The organism is Microbacterium terrae (assembly GCF_017831975.1).
GTDB lineage: Bacteria > Actinomycetota > Actinomycetes > Actinomycetales > Microbacteriaceae > Microbacterium > Microbacterium terrae.
Window position 1 is genome coordinate 2,963,213 of sequence record NZ_JAFDSS010000001.1, and the last position, 15,740, is coordinate 2,978,952.

The following is a 15,740-nucleotide window of genomic DNA, read 5'->3' on the forward strand; positions in this document are numbered from 1 at the left end:
TCCGAGCGTCGATTGGTCTCGTGGGTTCCGTGCGAGCCATCCGAGCCGGGCCGCGAGGGTCACCGTGCCCGCGACGCAGAACACCACCCCGATGCCGATGAGCATCCCGCCGCCGAACCCATCGAGAAAGGCACCGGCGAGCGTGCATGCGATACCGAGGAAGAGGACGACGTACCCTGGCGCCAGACGGGCGCCGCGAGGGCTCTGAGTGCCGGAAGACATGCGTCAACCCTAGGTTGACATGCCCGTATGCGTCAAGCGTTCCTTGACACGCGGGGGCACGTCCGTTCAGCCGTGCGTCAGGCGGTCTCGGGCAGACTCGACGCATGCGCGTACTGCTCGTGGACGACGAGAAGCGACTTGCCGACGGCATCCGCCGTGGCCTCGAAGCCGAGCGGATGACCGTCGACGTCGCGCACAACGGCGTCGACGGACTCTGGCGCGCTCGTTCGCAGGACTATGACGCCATCATCCTCGACGTCATGATGCCCGGGATGAGCGGATACCGCGCCTGCGCGGCCCTCCGGGCGGAGGGCAACTGGACGCCCGTGCTGTTCCTCACCGCGAAGGACGGCGAATGGGACGAGGTCGAGGGCCTCGACACGGGCGGCGATGACTGGCTGATCAAGCCCTTCTCGTATCCGGTTCTCGTCGCGCGCCTTCGCGCACTGGTGCGTCGCGGCGCACGGGAGCGGCCCGCGGTTCTCGAGGCGGGGGATCTGCGGCTGGATCCCGCCGCCCGCACCCTTCATCGCGGCGACGTGCCGATCGAACTGACAGCGCGCGAGATGTCGGTGCTCGACTTCCTCATGCGCCGACGCGGTGAAGTCGTGACCAAGCTCGAGGTGCTCGACAACGTCTGGGACGAGCACTACGACGGCGATCCGAATATCGTCGAGGTCTACATCGGTCGCCTGCGACGCAAGGTCGATCGCCCGTTCGACACGGACGCGATCGAGACGGTTCGCGGATTCGGCTACCGATTGGCGGCGAACGGTGGCTGACCGCGCGGCGGCGCCGCGCCGCAACCCGCTCTCGATCCGCGCGCGGATCGTCATCGTCGCCATCCTCGTCGTCGGTGCTGCTCTCGCCGTCGGCGCGGTCGGCATCGTGCGGGTGCTCGACACCGCGCTGGTCGCGCAGGCGACGCAGAGCCTGGAAGCCGAGCTCGAGACGATCGCCGACGGATTGGAGAGCGGCAGCATCGACGCGGCATCCCTCGAGGAGCGCGACGACGACATCCTGATCGCCTGGCACACGGCATCCGGCACCGCTGTCAACGACGACGATGCCGGCGAACTCACCGTTCCCCGCAATGAGGGCGAAGCCGAGCAGATCACGGTCGACGACGAGCGCTACCTCGTCATGGCGGAGGACGTCGACGGCGGGATGCTCGTGGTCGGGCGATCGATCGACGAACTCGGCGCCGCGACATCGACGACCGCGGTCATCCTCGCGATAGCGGTGCCGGTGGCACTGCTGCTCATCGGAACGATCATGTGGGTCGTCGTCACACGTGCGCTCTCCCCGGTCACGCGGATCCGCACGCAGGTCGATGCCATCGATGCGACGGCGCTCGACCGGCGCGTGCCGACCACGGGATCGGGCGACGAGATCGACCGCCTCGCCGGCACGATGAACCGCATGCTCGACCGCGTCGAGGACGGATATCGCGCCCGCCAGCGCTTCGTCGGGGATGCCTCGCACGAACTGCGCTCGCCGCTGGCGACGATGCGGCAATTCGCGGAACTCGCCCGCACGCACCCCGACATCACGCAACCCGCCGAACTCGTCGATGTCGTGATCGAGGAGGGCGGACGGATGCAGGGGATCGTGGAGGGGCTGCTGCTGCTCGCGCGGCTGGACGAACACGCCGGCGTCGGCTTCGATCCGGTGGACCTCGACGACCTCGCCCTCACCGAGGCGCAACGTGTGCGTGCGCTCGCGACGTGCGACGTCGACGCCCGAGAGGTGCGGCCCGTTCAGGTCACGGGCAACCAGAGGCTGCTGGGTCAAGCTCTCCGGAACGTGGTCGACAACGCGGTGCGTCATGCGCGCGGCGCCATCTCGCTCTCCACCTCGATCACGCCGGGCGGCACAGCCGTCATCCGCGTCGACGATGACGGCATCGGGATTCCCGCATCCGAGCGAGAGCGCGTCTTCGAGCGATTCGTCCGCCTCGACGAGGCTCGGTCGAGGGATGCCGGCGGCACAGGTCTCGGTCTGGCCATCGTCCGGGAGATCGCCCGCGCCCACGGCGGCACGGTGCGCGTGGAGGCGTCACCGCTCGGCGGGGCGGCGTTCATCCTGGAGTTGCCGGCGCGACTCGATGCGGAATCCTGACATCGCGTTCAGGTCGGTTCAGCATCGGTTCTGCTCGCGTTGGCGAGAGTGGGGACATGACCACCGACGAGAACCCCCAGCCCTCCATCGACAACCACCACCCCGGCGTCACGAACCCCCAGCCCACCGTCACCCCCGCAGCTGAGCCCGCGCCGCGTGCTCGAGGCCGCGTGAAGGCGCCCCTCCTCATCGGCATCGGGGCAGGTCTCGCGGTTCTCCTCGTCGGCGGAGCCGGCGCGGCGATCGGCCTCGCGGTGACGTCCGACGAGGACGATGACGATCGCGCCTCGGTCGTCGTGCAGGATGACGACCGGATCGCCGGAACTGTCGTGGACTCTCAGGGCGCGGCCGCAAGCGACGCCGCAGCCTTGCGCTCCGCTCTCGACGAGGCGATCGCCGATACCGACGGCGTCGGCGCGAGCGGCCTAGAGGTGGAGCACGACGGATGGGATGTCGACGTGATCCTCACCGACGGCTCGGAAGTCGACGTTCACGTGGCGGCCGACGGCTCCGCCGAGGTCGTCAACGAGCGCCCCGAAGCGACCAGCGACCCGACCATCGACCTCGACCGGTTCGACGCGATCGTCGACGCCGCCATCGACGCTGCCGGGGGTGGAACCATCCAGTCGATCAGCACTGACGACAGCGGAGCGCGCTACGAGGTGGCCGTCGACCTCGGCAGCGGACGCGAGGCCGAAGTCCATCTCGCCGACGATCTCGCCGTCGTCTCGGTAGAGCACGACGACTGAGCGCAGCGGACGAAAACGAGGCTCCGAACTCACCGCAGCTGACGATCCGCCCGCCGACGGGGCCGAGGCGCTTCCCCTCGCGACCGATCCTGACGGGCACGGTCACGCGGCCCGGCGGGTGCGGCATCCGTCACCCGTAGAGCAGGGCGAGGGCGCCTACCGACACGGCCGTCGTGAAGCCGGTCCAGAGCACGATCGCAACACCCTGCCACAGAAGGATCCACGACTTCGACACACCCGAGGCGACGAGCATCGCCGAGGTGATCTGCGTCGGGAGCGCGAGAGGGCCGAGGATGCTCGCGCCCGGAACGCCGAACCGCACGAGGAATCGGCGGAACCGCTGGCGCCCCTTCGACTCGGGCTTGGCCTCGGGCGCGTCGGACGAGTCCGCGGCGCCGCCGGCGGGAACAAGAGCGCGGGCGCGGGCGCGCCGTGCGACGATCGCGGCACGGATGCGCGCGCCGAACACCACGACGACGAAGACCGAGAGGAAGTTGCCGACGACGGCGGCGGAGAACGCGACGAACGGGTTGAGACCGGCCCAGACGCCGAGCACCGATGCGAGCTCGCCTTCGACGAACGGGATGGCCGCCGCGAGGGCGACGATGAGGGGCTGCACCAGCAGCGGCACGTGCGACATGAGGTCTTGGAGCGCCTCGATGAGGTTCATGATTGTCCTTTCGGGCGCGCCGAAGCATCGCCCAGGTCGATGGGGTCGATCTGTATGAGGTGGGTCAGCGGGCCGAGGTGACGCCGGCCACGATCATCGCGTTGACGATGACGGCCGTCATCGTGCGGGTGACGGCCGCGGCGGCCGCGTCGGCTGCGAAGTCGCCCCGCTCGAGTTCCTTCGCACGGGTGGCGACGGGCGTGCTCCACGGGATCTCGGGGTGGAGCGTGGGGAGGGCACCGCTCGCCGAGAGCAGAGCGGCGAGGGTGGCGGTGCGGGCGGTGGGTTCCGCGCCGTCGACGAGCGTGGCGCGGACCGCGGCGACGAGCTGCTCGCGGCGGCCGGTGTCGCCGAGTTCGAGCGTCTCGGTGGGGATGAAGCCGAGCGCCTTCCCCCGTGTGCGTCGCAGATCGCCGCGCTCGACGAGCCGGTCGAGCACGGGTGACCGCAGCTGCGGGCCGATCGCGGCGAGCACGGTCTGGACACCGCGTGGCTTCTCGGAGATGTAAGTCCACATCGTGCGGAGGATCTCGTCGTCGGGGGCGGTGTCTCCCTCGGCGGTCACGACGGTGCCGCGGACGCCGAGGTCATCGGCACGCACGGCGCCCTCGAGAGCGAGGTCGGTGAGCACGGCGCCCGCGAGCACGTAGAAGAGCGTGTTCTCGCCCGCGATGGTTCCGGATGCCGGTGAGAAGAGAAGGAGCATGAGGTCGTCCGCGACACCGTGCCGCGTCGTGGATGCGTCGCCCCGTGTCTGGTCGGCCATGAGAGGGATGCCTTTCTGGTGGGTGCTGCGTTCGGTTCGAGCAGTGCTGGCACAGCGTACTAGCACACTGTACCAACACACTGTACTAGTACACTGGGCGTCAGGCAGATATTCCCCCGATGCAGGAGGTGGCATCATCGGCACCCGCGAGAAGATCGTCGATGCGGCGACGGAGATCATCCGCGCCGGCACCGAACGGCCGAGTGTGCGAGCGGTCGCCGCCCGGGCGGGAGTCGGCGCGAGCACGCTCCGCCACTACTTCCCGACCCAGCGCGATCTGCTCGACGCCGCCCTGCACGACCTCTACACCGAGGCCATGCCCGATGTGCGCATCCGCGACACGTCCGTCCCCCCGCGTGACCGCCTCCTGGAGTGCCTGTGGGCACTGCTCGAGCCGTTCGGCACCGAGGAGCAGGCGCGCGAGACCTGGCGCACCCTGTATGAAGCGTTCATCGCGCCGGATGCCACGGACGACGCCCGCACCGGATACCTGGTGCTCATCACCCAGGCCGTGCGGCGGGTCGAGTCCTGGCTCGTGATCCTCGAGGCCGAAGGCGTGCTCCCACCGGGTGACGTCGCCGCGCGGGCGCGGTTCCTCCTGGCCGTGGTCGACGGGATCTCCCTGGACCGCGGTCTGCTTCCGGGCCCAGCGCGACTGGAGTTCGAAGGGTCGACGCTGCGGATGGCCGTCGATGCCGTGTTCCGGGATGCCGAGGGGGCCTAGTCCCGAACGGTCATCAACGCCGGCTCAACCAAGGCGCTACGCCACAGCGGAGGTTTCGACCTCGGCCCACAACCGGTCGAGCGAGAGCCCGACCGCGTCGGCGATCGCGGCCACCGTCTGGAACGACGGCGTCGCGATGCGTCCCGACTCGATCTTGCGCAGCGTCTCCGGTGATACGCCTGCCGCGAGCGCGACCTCGAGCATCGTGCGCCTGCCGCGCGCGTCGCGCAGCACCGCTCCGAGGCGGCGGCCGCGGTCGAGGTCCGCGGCGCTGAGGGGAAGTCGCACCATCACGATGCCGATACTAATACCGGGATTCTTCGGCCGGTATAGTAATACCGAAAATCGAAGGAGACAATGATGATCGAGATCCTGAGCCCTGCCCAGGTCGACCAGGCTCGCGTGTCGGGCGCTCTCGTCGCCGACGTGCTGCAGGCGATGAAAGCGCGCGCGACCGTCGGCACGAACCTGCTCGAGATCGACGCCTGGGCGAAGGAGATGATCCTGGATGCGGGAGCCGTCTCGTGCTACGTCGACTACGCGCCGTCTTTCGGCAACGGGCCCTTCGGTCACTACATCTGCACCGCCGTCAATGACGCGGTCCTGCACGGGATGCCGCACGACTACGCCCTCGCCGACGGCGACCTGCTGACTCTCGACCTCGCTGTGCTGACGGGAGGCATCGCCGCGGACGCCGCCATCAGCTTCATCGTCGGCGAGCAGCAGCGCCCGGAAGACCTCGCCATGATCGACACGACCGAGCGCGCACTCGCCGCCGGCATCGCCGCTGCCCGCCCCGGCGCGAAGATCGGTGACCTCTCGCGCGCGATCGGCACGGTGCTCAAGGCCGACGGATACCTCGTCAACACCGATTTCGGCGGTCACGGCATCGGAACCACGATGCACGGCGATCCCCACGTTCCCAACAGCGGGCGCCCCGGGCGCGGCTACCAGCTTCGCCCCGGCCTCCTCCTCGCCCTCGAGCCGTGGATCATGGCCGATACCGACGAACTCGTCGTCGACGAAGACGGCTGGACGCTCCGCAGCTCGACCGGCAGCCGCACCGCCCACACCGAGCACACCATCGCGATCACCGAGAACGGCGCCGAGATCCTCACGCTCCCGTCCACACGCTGACGCCTGCGGCGCTGTCACGCCGATACGGGCCGATAGGAATCCGGATGTCGGTGGCTCGCTCGATGATCACACCATGAGCGATTTCGACTTCCTCTACGGCGAATGGAAAGTAGTCAATCGTCGCCTGCGGCACCTGTTCGTGGGCAGCGACGAGTGGGACGAGTTCCCCGCTACGTCGTGGGCACGGCCGTTGCTCAACGGCGTCGGCAACGTCGATGAGATGCACTGCCCGACGCAGGGCTGGTCAGGTGCGAGCATCCGGTTCCAAGACAGGAGACCGGCGAGTGGTCGATCTACTGGGCGAACAGCAGCACGGGCCGGCTGTTCCCGCCCGTCGTCGGACGATTCACCGACGGGCGGGGCGACTTCTACGGCGACGACACGCACGAGGGCGAGCCCATCAGAGCGCACTTCACCTGGTCGGACATCACCCCTGTTTCGGCGAGGTGGCAACAGGAGTTCTCGCGCGACGGCGGCAAGACGTGGGAGTGTAACTGGATCATGGACTTCACCCGCGCCTGACCGACTCCCCCGCGGCGCTGGAAGCCGACACGGAGGCCGGCACGGGAATGTCAGCCGAGGGGTGCGAGCAGTCCGTCATCGACCAGCCGGAGCGGCGGGAGACCGCACATGCCCCGCACTGCATTGAGGTGGATCTCGCGGCGCTTAAGCCCCTCGACGGTGCTCGTGCACTCTTCGACTGCTCGGGCAAGTGCCTCCAGTTGTGCTGCAGCGAAGCGTCGTCGCTGCAGACCATCGATCATGCGGTCCACGACGATCATCACGCCCGCGAAGATCGCGGAGCCGCCGGCGAACCATGCGCCGGCGATCGCCTGATCGGTAAGCCACACCAAGCCGGCGAGAACGACGGAGAGTCCAATGCCCACGGCGATGCGAAGTCGTCGTCGGCGCCGACGGCGACGCAGGGTCCCCAGTGCGTACACAGCGTTGATGTGATCCATGTGCTCGCCGGTCCACATGCCGAAATCGACGACTGCGGCCGTCACCGCAGACGACGCACCGTCGAACTGCAGAACGTCGAGCACGGCGCGCGCTGCCTGCATGTCGGACGCATACCTCTGAGAAAGACCATCCCATTGGCCCTGATCGATTCGATCATCGGCCTCGCGCATCCGTCGCTCGTGTGCCGTCTCGTCGTGTGCGACCGGGCGCGCGACCGGCTTCGTCGCCTCCAGCGCGCTTGATCGGGCTCGCGCGTGCTCGAGGTTCTCGCGCGCTCGCCTCTCCAGGTCACGCGCCTCGGCCGTCGCGTCCGAGTCACGGCTCGAGGCTTCGAGGTCGCGACTGGATTCGGTCACGATCCGTCTCGCCTGCACGACGGATGCCGTCGTCGCCGCAACATACTGCTCCGCGGCTACCACCAGGCGGAGGCCCTCGAAGTCCGTCACTCCCGAACGCGAGTCCCCGACGAACGGGTCGATCGCAAGACGCATCGGGTCGAGGTCTCGGAGCTCGGCTGCCAACTGCGCCGGCCTCGAGCGGATCCGCGAAAGCGTGAGCGGCGACAGTCCCCCAGACATCGGCGCTGGGGTCTCCCCAACCGGCGGCAGCTCGAGCTGGTGGGGCGGAGGCTCGTACCCGATGGTCGAGAACCACTCCTCTGCAGCTCGCGCGGCGGCGGCGCGCCAGCCCTCGACGGGAGCAACGGGGTCGGATGACTCCCCAACGGAATCGTTCGTGACGTCGCTCATCGGCTCGAATCTACCGGGCGGATCCGACGGACTCGGTTGCACGGGCTTCGTGCGTGGACGCCGTACATACCGCAGCGATCCTGGTGATGATACGCAGCGCCCTTGCACGAAACCAGGTCGCGGCACTGAGTAGGGTGCTCGGGTGAGTGGTTTGCAGGAGGTCGCGCCCGGGGTGCTCGTCGCGACGAGTCGACGCATGTCGACCACGTCCACGGTGATCACGGATGGCTGCGGTGCTCTGCTGGTGGATCCGGCGTGGATGCCGGACGAACTCGAGAGCCTGGCTGCGGGCCTCGTGGTGCGAGGTCTCGATGTGATCGGCGGGTTCGCGACGCATGCTCACCACGATCACCTGCTGTGGGATCCGCGATTCGGCAAGGCGCCGCGTTGGTCGTCTGCGGCGACCGCGCAACTCGCGTCATCGGAGCGGGAGGCCCTTGTCGGCCACCTCGGGCAGGAGTTCCCACCGGCACTCGTCGATCTCATGGGGCGGGTCAGCGGCGTGGATGCTCGCCTCCCGGACGAGTCCGTGCCCGCAGGCGTCGACATCGAGTTGATCGTCCACGATGGGCACGCGCCCGGGCACACCGCGCTGTGGCTTCCACGCCAGAAGGTGCTGATCGCCGGGGACATGCTCAGCGACGTCGAGTTGCCGTTGCCCTTCTTCCCTGACGATCTGCCCGCGTACCTGAACGCGCTGGATCTGCTCGCACCGTTCGCTGCAGAGGCTTCCGTCGTCATCCCCGGCCACGGGACGGTCGGCGGCGATGCGCTGCTGCGACTCGATGCCGACCGGCGGTACATCGACGACGTGCTGACGCGAGGCGACTCGGACGATCGCCGCGTGCACAACCCGGGCATGGGAGAAGAGCACGCCCACATGAAGCAGCTCGCGCGCAGCCTCTCCTGAACGGGCCGATCCCGAAGCACCGCCCGGATTGACGCAGACCGGGAACTACACGCCGTCGTGCGCGAGCGTCATCTCCCTGGGCCGCGACGGCCGCAGACGACGGATGCCGCGTCCCGAACCCCGTCAGGGGCCGGGCCGCGGCATCCGTTCTCGTCAGAGATCGATCAGCGCTTGCCGACGATCTGACGGGCGACGAGGTCGCGCATGATCTCGTTCGTGCCGCCGTAGATGCGGTGCACTCGGGCGTCGAGGAACGCGCGGGCGATCGGGTACTCGGTGATGTAGCCATAGCCGCCGTGCAGCTGCACGCCGACGTCGAGCAGCTCCCACTCGCGGTCGGTGGCCCAGAACTTGACCTTGGCGGCCTCTTCGGCCGTCAGCTTCGCGTCCTTGTAGAGCATCATCGCGCGGTCGATGTACGCCCACATCACGTCGACCGTGGTCGCCATGTCGGCGAGCTTGAAGCGCGTGTTCTGGAAGTCGGAGATGGGCTGGCCGAAGGCCTCGCGGCTCGCGGTGTAGTCGCGCGTCCAGACGAACGCAGCCTCACCCGCGGCGGCGGCCGCGACGCCGATCGACAGGCGCTCGAGGGGCAGGTTCATCATGAGCTGGATGAAGCCGAGACCCTCCTTGCCGCCGATGAGGTTCTCTTCGGGCACGAAGACGTCGACGAACGACATCTCGGCGGTGTCCCAGCCGTGGAAGCCCATCTTCTCGAGCTTCTTGCTGTGGTCGAAGCCCTCCATGCCGTCTTCGAGGATCAGCAGGCTGAACGCGTCGGGGCGGTTGCCCTCGCCGGTCTTGACGAAGGTCACGACGATGTCGGCGGTCTTGCCCGACGAGATGAACGTCTTCGCGCCGTTGACGATGTAGCCGCCGTCGACCTTCTTGGCGGTGGTCTTGATGCCGCGGAGGTCTGAGCCGGTGCCGGGCTCGGTCATCGCGAGGGCACCGAGGATCTCACCGGTGGCCATGCGGGGCAGCCACTTCTCCTTCTGCTCCTGCGTGCCCATGTGCGCGATGTACGGCACGGCGAGGTCGTCCTGGATGCCGAGCGCGCCGGCGAGCGAACCCTGGCCGGCGCCGATCACCTCTTCGAGCACGATCGCGCGGAAGCGGTAGTCCTGCAGCATGCCCGCGCCGCCGAACTCCTCCGGCACCGACAGACCGATGATTCCGGCCTCACCGGCGGCGAGCATGGTCGCGCGGTCGATCTCACCGTCGGCATCCCACTGCTTGCGCTTCTCTTCGGTCGCGTAGCGCTTGATGAACTCCTTGACGACGTCGCGGAACGCCTCGTGGTCTTCGTCGTAGATGTCGCGCTCCATATGCGCCATTCCTCTCGTCCTCGAGTGGATGCGTGCGCGGCGGCGACGATCAGCCGCCTGCGAGGACGCACCCGCGCACCATCCTAGTCGTGCAACACGATCATACCGATTGGTATGTGAGATTGGGTTCTACTGAGGACGGAACTGCGTTTCCGCTTTTGTCGGATGCCTCCAGGCGCATCTCGGCGGCGCCGACTATTCTTCTCCCTAAGCGGCTTGCCGCGACCGGGGGCACGTGGATCTGGAGCTAAATGCGGTTCGGCGTTCGTCCGTGACTGGGGACCTTCTTGTCAAGGCCGACGTTGTCCCGGTGGGGCGCGTGGGGTCGCCCGAACCGGGGCACACCACACCGAACGGATGCGAGCCGATGCCACACGCTGCCCTCTCCCAGCGCGCCCTCACCAGCCCCACCCTCACCAGCCCCACCCTCACCCTCCTCTCCCCCGCCCGCAGCAGCCCGGCGAGCAGCAGCCCGACGAGCAGCAGCCCCGCGCTCGACAGCCCGATCGGCGGTCCCGCGATCGTGCGCGTCGGGGCGGCGGCGATCCAGGCGACCGGATCCGCGGCGACCGCATCCGCGACCCCTGTCATCGCGCACCGCGTCGGCCGCCTCGCGGTGCTGTCACTTCCCGTCGGCGTGCTGGTCGCCGTGCTCACCACACATGAGCCGACGTGGTGGCACCACCACTTCTCGCAGCTCGGCACGCACTCCGACCTGTCGGGACGCACCTTCAACGCGAGCACGATCTTCGCCGGATTCTTCCTGGCCGTGTACGGCGTGCTTCTCGCGGCGGTGCTCCCGGGCGGCATGAGCCGCCGGAGGTCGCGCGCCTTCCGCGGGTCGGTCGTCTCGGCAGGTCTTCACCTGACGGCCGTGGGACTCATCCCGATTCCGGTGAGCCCGACCATGCACGACCTCATCGCGACGGGTCTCGGCCTGTCGTTCCTGTCGACGGTTCTGACCGGCCTCTGCATCCCGGGTATCGGTCGACGCTTCGCACGGGCGACAGCCTCGTGCGCCGCACTGCTCGCGGCCGGAATGGTCGTGCTCACCTGCGGGCTCATCACGCTCGCGCTGTTCGAGTTCGTGGCTTTCGTGACGATGGGGATCTGGCTGCTGTCGCTGTCACGCGTCCTCCCGGAGCACACGCGTCCGACGCCGAGCGCGATGCCGCGGCACGACGCACGAAGCTCAGTCCAGATAATCGGGAGCGGCCGGCAGGCCGAAGAAGTCCTCGAGGGTGCGCCATCCACCTTCGTGATACGCCCGCGCCAGGTCGGGGCCGACGTAACGCAGATGCCAGGGCTCGCCGACGTACCCCGTCGTGCCGGTCTCGGCGCTCTCATAACGCACGATCCAGCCGTGCTCCCAGGCGTGCTCCACGATCCACTCGCCCTGGGCCGTGGCCGCGAGGTCGTCCAGCGACCCGCATCCACCCGCACACGCGACCACATCAGCCGTGAGCCCCGACTGGTGCTCGCTGTACCCGGGCCGCGCACTCACGAGGTCGGCGCCCGACACACCGCGCGACGCGACCTGCGAGCCGTAGGACTGCACCTGGGTCCGGTACGAGCGGAAGCCGCTCTCGAGCGCGATCTCGCCCGCTCCTGCATCGCGCGCCGCGGTCACCAGGTCGTTGAGCGCCACCGCCGCGACATCGCGCATCGAGCCCTGGGCGAGATTGCGCACGCCGTCGGGCATCTGCAAGCCGCTCGGCCGGTAGTCGATCGGGTTGTACGGCCGCGTCTTGTTGACCACGACCCACAGGTGCGCCGGGTCGTCGAGGGGGATGCACGGAGCCTCACCCGCAGCCACCGCGGCCCGCAGCATCTCACCGCCGCCGGCGGCTTCGATCACCGCGGTGTCGTCACCCGAAGCGAGTCCCGCGGCGACGCCGTCGAGCGCGCAGATGTCGTCGGTGAGGGCGCGCTGCTCCACATCGGGCACGGGCAGCACCGAGATGTGCGACAGCGACACCGGCTCGTCGGCATCCGTCCGCTCACCGGCATCCGACGCGGTCGGGGCACCCGCCGTCGCTGCGGTGATCGCCGCCGTCGCTCCCACTAACGACGCCGCGACCACGAGCAGACCCGCCGCGAAGGCGGCACGCCGGAGCCGCGCCGGACGCACGTGCGAGCCCGTCCCCCGGTGGCGGCGCAGGGGCAGCGGCGCCGCGGCATGCCTGAGCGCACGTCGGGAGGCTGGAAATTCGTGCGGTGGGGGCGCCGTCACCCTTCCATTGTGACCACGCCCGGCGCGACGCGCGACCACGACCCGCGCACAGCCGCCTCAGATGTCGGTCGTCATCGTGCGCGCGAGCACCGCCCCCACGAGTCCGAGCCCCGCGGCGAGCACCATCATGACCGCGACCGGCCACCAGTGCCCCACGCCGACGGCGAGCGCGGCCGCGGCGAGCGGCGCGAGTCCGCCGCCGACGATCGCACCCGCTTCGCGCCCGAGCGTGATCCCCGAGTAGCGCACCGGCGCATCGAACAGCGCGGCGAACCACGCCGGCTGCACGCTGTCTGCCGCGGCATTGGCCACGCCGATCGCGAGCGCGACGACACCGACGACCAGCGCCGTGACCCCGCCCTCGAGCACCGCGAACAGCGGCACCGCCAGCACCCCGAGCGCGACGAGCCCACCCGCGACGAGCGGGAACGGCCCGATGCGGTCACCGAGGCGACCCCACAGCGGGCACAGCACGGCAGCCAGACCGGCGCCCACGAGCAGGGCGGTCAGCGTCACACTGCGGTCGAGCCCGAGGGTGTTCACCGCGTACCCGAGGCAGAACACCGAGACGATGTAGAACGCGGTGTTCTGGCCGACGCGCATCAGGAAGACCGCCACGACACTGCGCGGCCGGCGCAGCGCGTCGACCACCGGCCGGCGCGCGAGGCGGTCGGCGGCACGCGCCGCCACGAACTCGGGCGTCTCGGCAACGCCACGGCGCAGCAGCAGCGCGATCGCGAGCAGCGCAAGGCTCGCGAGGAACGGGATGCGCCAGCCCCACGACAGCAGAGCCGCTTCATCCAGTGTGAGGGTCAGCACCACGAAGGCGAGGTTCCCGAGGATGAGCCCGACGTACACCGCGCTCTGCACGAACGCCCCGCGCGCTCCGCGCGACCGTGCGCCCTCGACCGCGAGGAGCGCCGCGCCACCCCACTCCCCGCCGGTGGCCGCCCCCTGCGCGAGACGCAGCAGCACGAGCAGCGCGGGCGCGAGCGCCCCGGCCTGCGCGTAGGTGGGAAGCACGCCGATGCCCGCCGTCGCGACTCCCATCACGACGACGGTCGCGATCAGCGCCGTGCGTCGCCCCGCGCGGTCGCCGAGCCAGGCCGCCGCGATGCCGCCGAGCGGCCGCGCGACGAAGCCGGTCGCGAAGACCGCGAGCGAGAGCAGCACCGCCACACCCGGGGCGCTCTCGGGGAAGAACAGGGTGGGGAAGACGAGCGCCGCCGCGGTGCCGTAGAGGAAGAAGTCGTACCACTCGAGCACGGTGCCGGCGGATGCCGCGACCACGGCGCGACGCGAGGCTCGAGCGGTCTCGGGGCCTGCGGCAGCGGGCGGGGAGACCGCCGCGGATGCGACATCGGTGACGGATGCCGAGCCAGTGGCTGATGCCGGGTCTGTGGCCGATACCGGGCCTGTGACGGTCACGCGGGCACCGCCTCGACCGGTGCGGTGGTGGCAGCGGGTTCGGCCGCGGGAGCGGCATCCGTCCGCTCCTCGTCTCGGTCGCCGGCACTCGTGAGCCCGAGCGGCACGTCGAAGAACGCGAGTTCGAGCTCGGCCGACCGACGGAACGCGGCGAGCATCCGCGCGCGCGCCTCGGGCGTCGCCGCTGCCGCCAGACCCGTGGCGATGTCGATCGCCTGCCGCGTCGCATCGGCGAAGGCGGGGTCGGCGTACGTGATGAGCCACGACGCGTACGGGTGGTCTGCGTCCTGCGGGCGCGAGCCGAAGTGTCCGTCGGCCAGACGCACGCCGAGGTCGGTGTACAGCCAGTAGCAGGGCAGCACCGCCGCCGTGAGGGTGGCGTAGTCGCCGCGCGCGGCGGTCGCGAGCAGGTGGTCGAGGTAGGCGGTGGTGGTGGCATCCGCCCGTGCAGGCACGCCGTCGTGCCCACCCAGGCGCTCCCGGTGCAGCTCGAGCTCGCCGATGATGCACCCGTGCGCGGACTGCGCCCAGAACGCCTGCGCGGCCGAGTCGGGCGCCAGCCGCGCAGCCTCGGCGAGAACACGCGCGTAGTCGCGCAGATAGAGCGCGTCCTGCGCGATGTAGCTGAGGAAGGGCTCGCGCCCGAGCGTGCCGTCGGCGAGCGCGCGGATGAACGGCAGGTCGTCGATGCCGGCGCGCACATCGGCGATCTCATTCCACCAGTCGGCCTCGACCTCGGCAGCGGTCGGCGCGGTCTGCACCCCGCCACGTGCCCAGAGCCCGGAGAAGTGATGCACCGGGCCGTGTCCGCCGCCGACCTCCAGCTCGTCGCCGTGGCGCAGCGACTCGCGCAGCCACTGCCGAGCCTCGTCGATCGCGGGCGCCCAGTCGCCGCACGACACCCGCAGCGTGGCGACGGCCGACGAGAGCGAGCATCCGGTGCCGTGCGTCGAGGTGGTCGCGATGCGCGACCCCGCGAACATCCACGCCTCACCCGATGCCGCGTCCACCAGCGCGTCGGGCGCGTCGTCGCCGGCGAGATGACCGCCCTTCGCGAGCACCCGCACACCGTGCCGCGCCGATACCGCCTCGGCCTGCGCGAGCACCTCGTCCCACGTCTCGGCGGGAGCGCCGCCGGCGAGCACCGCGAGTTCGGCCACGTTCGGGGTCACGAGGTCGGCGAGCGGCAGCAGCTGCATCATCGCCTCCTCGGCATCGGCGTCGAGCAGGCGATGACCGCTGGTCGACACCATCACCGGATCGAGCACCACGACCGGCGGCCGGGTGCGGTCGAGCCACGCCCCGACGGCGCGGATCACGTCGGCGTTCGCGAGCATCCCGAGCTTCACCGCATCTATCGCGATGTCTTCGGCGATCGCGTCGAGCTGGTCCGTGAGGAACTCCACCGGCGGCACGTGCACCGCGCTGACACCGCGGGTGTTCTGCGCTGTGAGCGCCGTGATCACCGCCATGCCGTAGCCGCCGACGGCGGAGATCGATTTGAGGTCGGCCTGGATTCCGGCGCCGCCGGACGGATCGCTCCCGGCGATGCTGAGCACGCGGGGGATCCGCGGTCTCGCCGGAGAGTGGGAAGGGTCGATGGACAGGCGATCGCGCATTGCGACATCCCTTCGCTAGTTCGAACTAGATCAGGTTCGACGGGTGTGTTCTCAGCCACCCGTCGCAATCGCGACTACGCGGGCGGCACCCCGTGTCACTGCCGACGAGCCTAGCGCCTGA

Annotated in this window: 14 protein-coding genes, 1 pseudogene and 1 riboswitch; of the genes and pseudogenes, 7 read left to right on the plus strand and 8 right to left on the minus strand. The window is 69.7% G+C overall.

Features of this window, described 5'->3' with window-relative positions; translation table 11 throughout:
- The first annotated feature begins 326 nt into the window (after positions 1–326).
- From JOD63_RS13550 to JOD63_RS13560, 3 genes are read left to right on the plus strand one after another with little or no spacing between them, the layout of a single operon-like run.
- The gene (locus tag JOD63_RS13550) at positions 327–1,004 is read left to right on the plus strand and encodes a response regulator transcription factor (RefSeq protein ID WP_045274689.1); all 678 of its coding nucleotides are present in this window, start codon (positions 327–329) and stop codon (positions 1,002–1,004) included.
- On the plus strand, positions 997–2,343 hold the full coding sequence (locus JOD63_RS18270; RefSeq protein WP_045274688.1) for a sensor histidine kinase: 1,347 nt from the start codon (positions 997–999) through the stop codon (positions 2,341–2,343). Before JOD63_RS13550 ends, JOD63_RS18270 begins: the two co-directional genes overlap by 8 nt.
- Before the next feature lie 56 nt (positions 2,344–2,399).
- Positions 2,400–3,092, plus strand: coding sequence for a hypothetical protein (locus JOD63_RS13560; protein ID WP_052682391.1), 693 nt, complete (start codon positions 2,400–2,402; stop codon positions 3,090–3,092).
- A gap of 130 nt (positions 3,093–3,222) precedes the next feature.
- Here the strand turns inward: JOD63_RS13560 and JOD63_RS13565 are convergent, their stop codons facing one another.
- Together JOD63_RS13565 and JOD63_RS13570 are read right to left on the minus strand one after the other, a co-directional pair.
- On the minus strand, positions 3,223–3,762 hold the full coding sequence (locus tag JOD63_RS13565) for a hypothetical protein (protein ID WP_045274687.1): 540 nt from the start codon (positions 3,760–3,762) through the stop codon (positions 3,223–3,225).
- Between the two features lie 64 nt (positions 3,763–3,826).
- Positions 3,827–4,528 carry a GOLPH3/VPS74 family protein gene (locus JOD63_RS13570; protein ID WP_045274686.1) on the minus strand — a complete coding sequence of 234 codons (702 nt, stop codon included), beginning with the start codon at positions 4,526–4,528 and terminating at the stop codon, positions 3,827–3,829.
- Between the two features lie 7 nt (positions 4,529–4,535).
- Here JOD63_RS13570 and JOD63_RS13575 point away from each other — a divergent pair, with 7 nt between their 5' ends.
- Positions 4,536–5,252, plus strand: coding sequence for a TetR/AcrR family transcriptional regulator (locus tag JOD63_RS13575; protein WP_169748386.1), 717 nt, complete (start codon positions 4,536–4,538; stop codon positions 5,250–5,252).
- A gap of 36 nt (positions 5,253–5,288) precedes the next feature.
- On the opposite strand, the gene JOD63_RS13580 is transcribed toward JOD63_RS13575, so the two are convergent.
- Positions 5,289–5,543, minus strand: a complete 255-nt coding sequence (locus tag JOD63_RS13580) for a helix-turn-helix domain-containing protein (RefSeq protein ID WP_045274685.1) — start codon at positions 5,541–5,543, stop codon at positions 5,289–5,291.
- A 69-nt stretch (positions 5,544–5,612) separates the two neighbouring features.
- On the opposite strand from JOD63_RS13580, the gene map reads away from it, so the two are divergent.
- A complete protein-coding gene (gene map, locus JOD63_RS13585) occupies positions 5,613–6,389 on the plus strand; it encodes a type I methionyl aminopeptidase (RefSeq protein ID WP_045274684.1) in 777 nt (258 codons plus the stop codon).
- Between the two features lie 572 nt (positions 6,390–6,961).
- Here map and JOD63_RS13590 read toward each other — a convergent pair.
- A complete protein-coding gene (locus tag JOD63_RS13590) occupies positions 6,962–7,522 on the minus strand; it encodes a hypothetical protein (RefSeq protein ID WP_157003937.1) in 561 nt (186 codons plus the stop codon).
- 721 nt (positions 7,523–8,243) lie between these two features.
- Here JOD63_RS13590 and JOD63_RS13595 point away from each other — a divergent pair.
- Positions 8,244–9,011 (plus strand): MBL fold metallo-hydrolase, encoded by a 768-nt coding sequence (locus tag JOD63_RS13595; RefSeq protein WP_157003936.1) that lies wholly within the window; start codon positions 8,244–8,246, stop codon positions 9,009–9,011.
- A 164-nt stretch (positions 9,012–9,175) separates the two neighbouring features.
- Here the strand turns inward: JOD63_RS13595 and JOD63_RS13600 are convergent, their stop codons facing one another.
- Positions 9,176–10,339: an acyl-CoA dehydrogenase family protein gene (locus tag JOD63_RS13600; protein WP_045274682.1), complete on the minus strand. Its 1,164-nt coding sequence runs from the start codon at positions 10,337–10,339 to the stop codon at positions 9,176–9,178.
- Positions 10,340–10,706: 367 nt separating this feature from the next.
- Between JOD63_RS13600 and JOD63_RS18355 the strand changes: the two are divergent.
- Positions 10,707–11,408: pseudogene (locus tag JOD63_RS18355) on the plus strand (DUF998 domain-containing protein); the annotation flags it as partial.
- Between the two features lie 123 nt (positions 11,409–11,531).
- Here the strand turns inward: JOD63_RS18355 and JOD63_RS18275 are convergent.
- From JOD63_RS18275 to JOD63_RS13620, 3 genes are all read right to left on the minus strand, one after another.
- Positions 11,532–12,470 carry a M15 family metallopeptidase gene (locus tag JOD63_RS18275; RefSeq protein ID WP_045274242.1) on the minus strand — a complete coding sequence of 313 codons (939 nt, stop codon included), beginning with the start codon at positions 12,468–12,470 and terminating at the stop codon, positions 11,532–11,534.
- Positions 12,471–12,629: 159 nt separating this feature from the next.
- Complete coding sequence (locus JOD63_RS13615; RefSeq protein ID WP_052682273.1) at positions 12,630–14,000, minus strand: MFS transporter; 1,371 nt, start codon at positions 13,998–14,000, stop codon at positions 12,630–12,632.
- The gene (locus JOD63_RS13620) at positions 13,997–15,619 is read right to left on the minus strand and encodes a bifunctional hydroxymethylpyrimidine kinase/phosphomethylpyrimidine kinase (RefSeq protein ID WP_084613310.1); all 1,623 of its coding nucleotides are present in this window, start codon (positions 15,617–15,619) and stop codon (positions 13,997–13,999) included. Before JOD63_RS13620 ends, JOD63_RS13615 begins: the two co-directional genes overlap by 4 nt.
- A riboswitch (TPP riboswitch) is annotated at positions 15,610–15,722 on the minus strand. It overlaps the preceding gene by 10 nt.
- Positions 15,723–15,740 lie beyond the last annotated feature (18 nt).

Coding starts and splice junctions, on each gene's coding strand:
- JOD63_RS13570 (WP_045274686.1), bottom strand. CDS start 4,528: ATGGCCGACCAGACACGGGGCGACGCATCCACGACGCGGCACGGTGTC.
- JOD63_RS13560 (WP_052682391.1), top strand. CDS start 2,400: ATGACCACCGACGAGAACCCCCAGCCCTCCATCGACAACCACCACCCC.
- JOD63_RS13590 (WP_157003937.1), bottom strand. CDS start 7,522: ATGCGCGAGGCCGATGATCGAATCGATCAGGGCCAATGGGATGGTCTT.
- JOD63_RS13565 (WP_045274687.1), bottom strand. CDS start 3,762: ATGAACCTCATCGAGGCGCTCCAAGACCTCATGTCGCACGTGCCGCTG.
- JOD63_RS13580 (WP_045274685.1), bottom strand. CDS start 5,543: ATGGTGCGACTTCCCCTCAGCGCCGCGGACCTCGACCGCGGCCGCCGC.
- JOD63_RS13550 (WP_045274689.1), top strand. CDS start 327: ATGCGCGTACTGCTCGTGGACGACGAGAAGCGACTTGCCGACGGCATC.
- JOD63_RS13620 (WP_084613310.1), bottom strand. CDS start 15,619: ATGCGCGATCGCCTGTCCATCGACCCTTCCCACTCTCCGGCGAGACCG.
- JOD63_RS13575 (WP_169748386.1), top strand. CDS start 4,536: ATGCCTTTCTGGTGGGTGCTGCGTTCGGTTCGAGCAGTGCTGGCACAG.
- JOD63_RS13600 (WP_045274682.1), bottom strand. CDS start 10,339: ATGGAGCGCGACATCTACGACGAAGACCACGAGGCGTTCCGCGACGTC.
- map (WP_045274684.1), top strand. CDS start 5,613: ATGATCGAGATCCTGAGCCCTGCCCAGGTCGACCAGGCTCGCGTGTCG.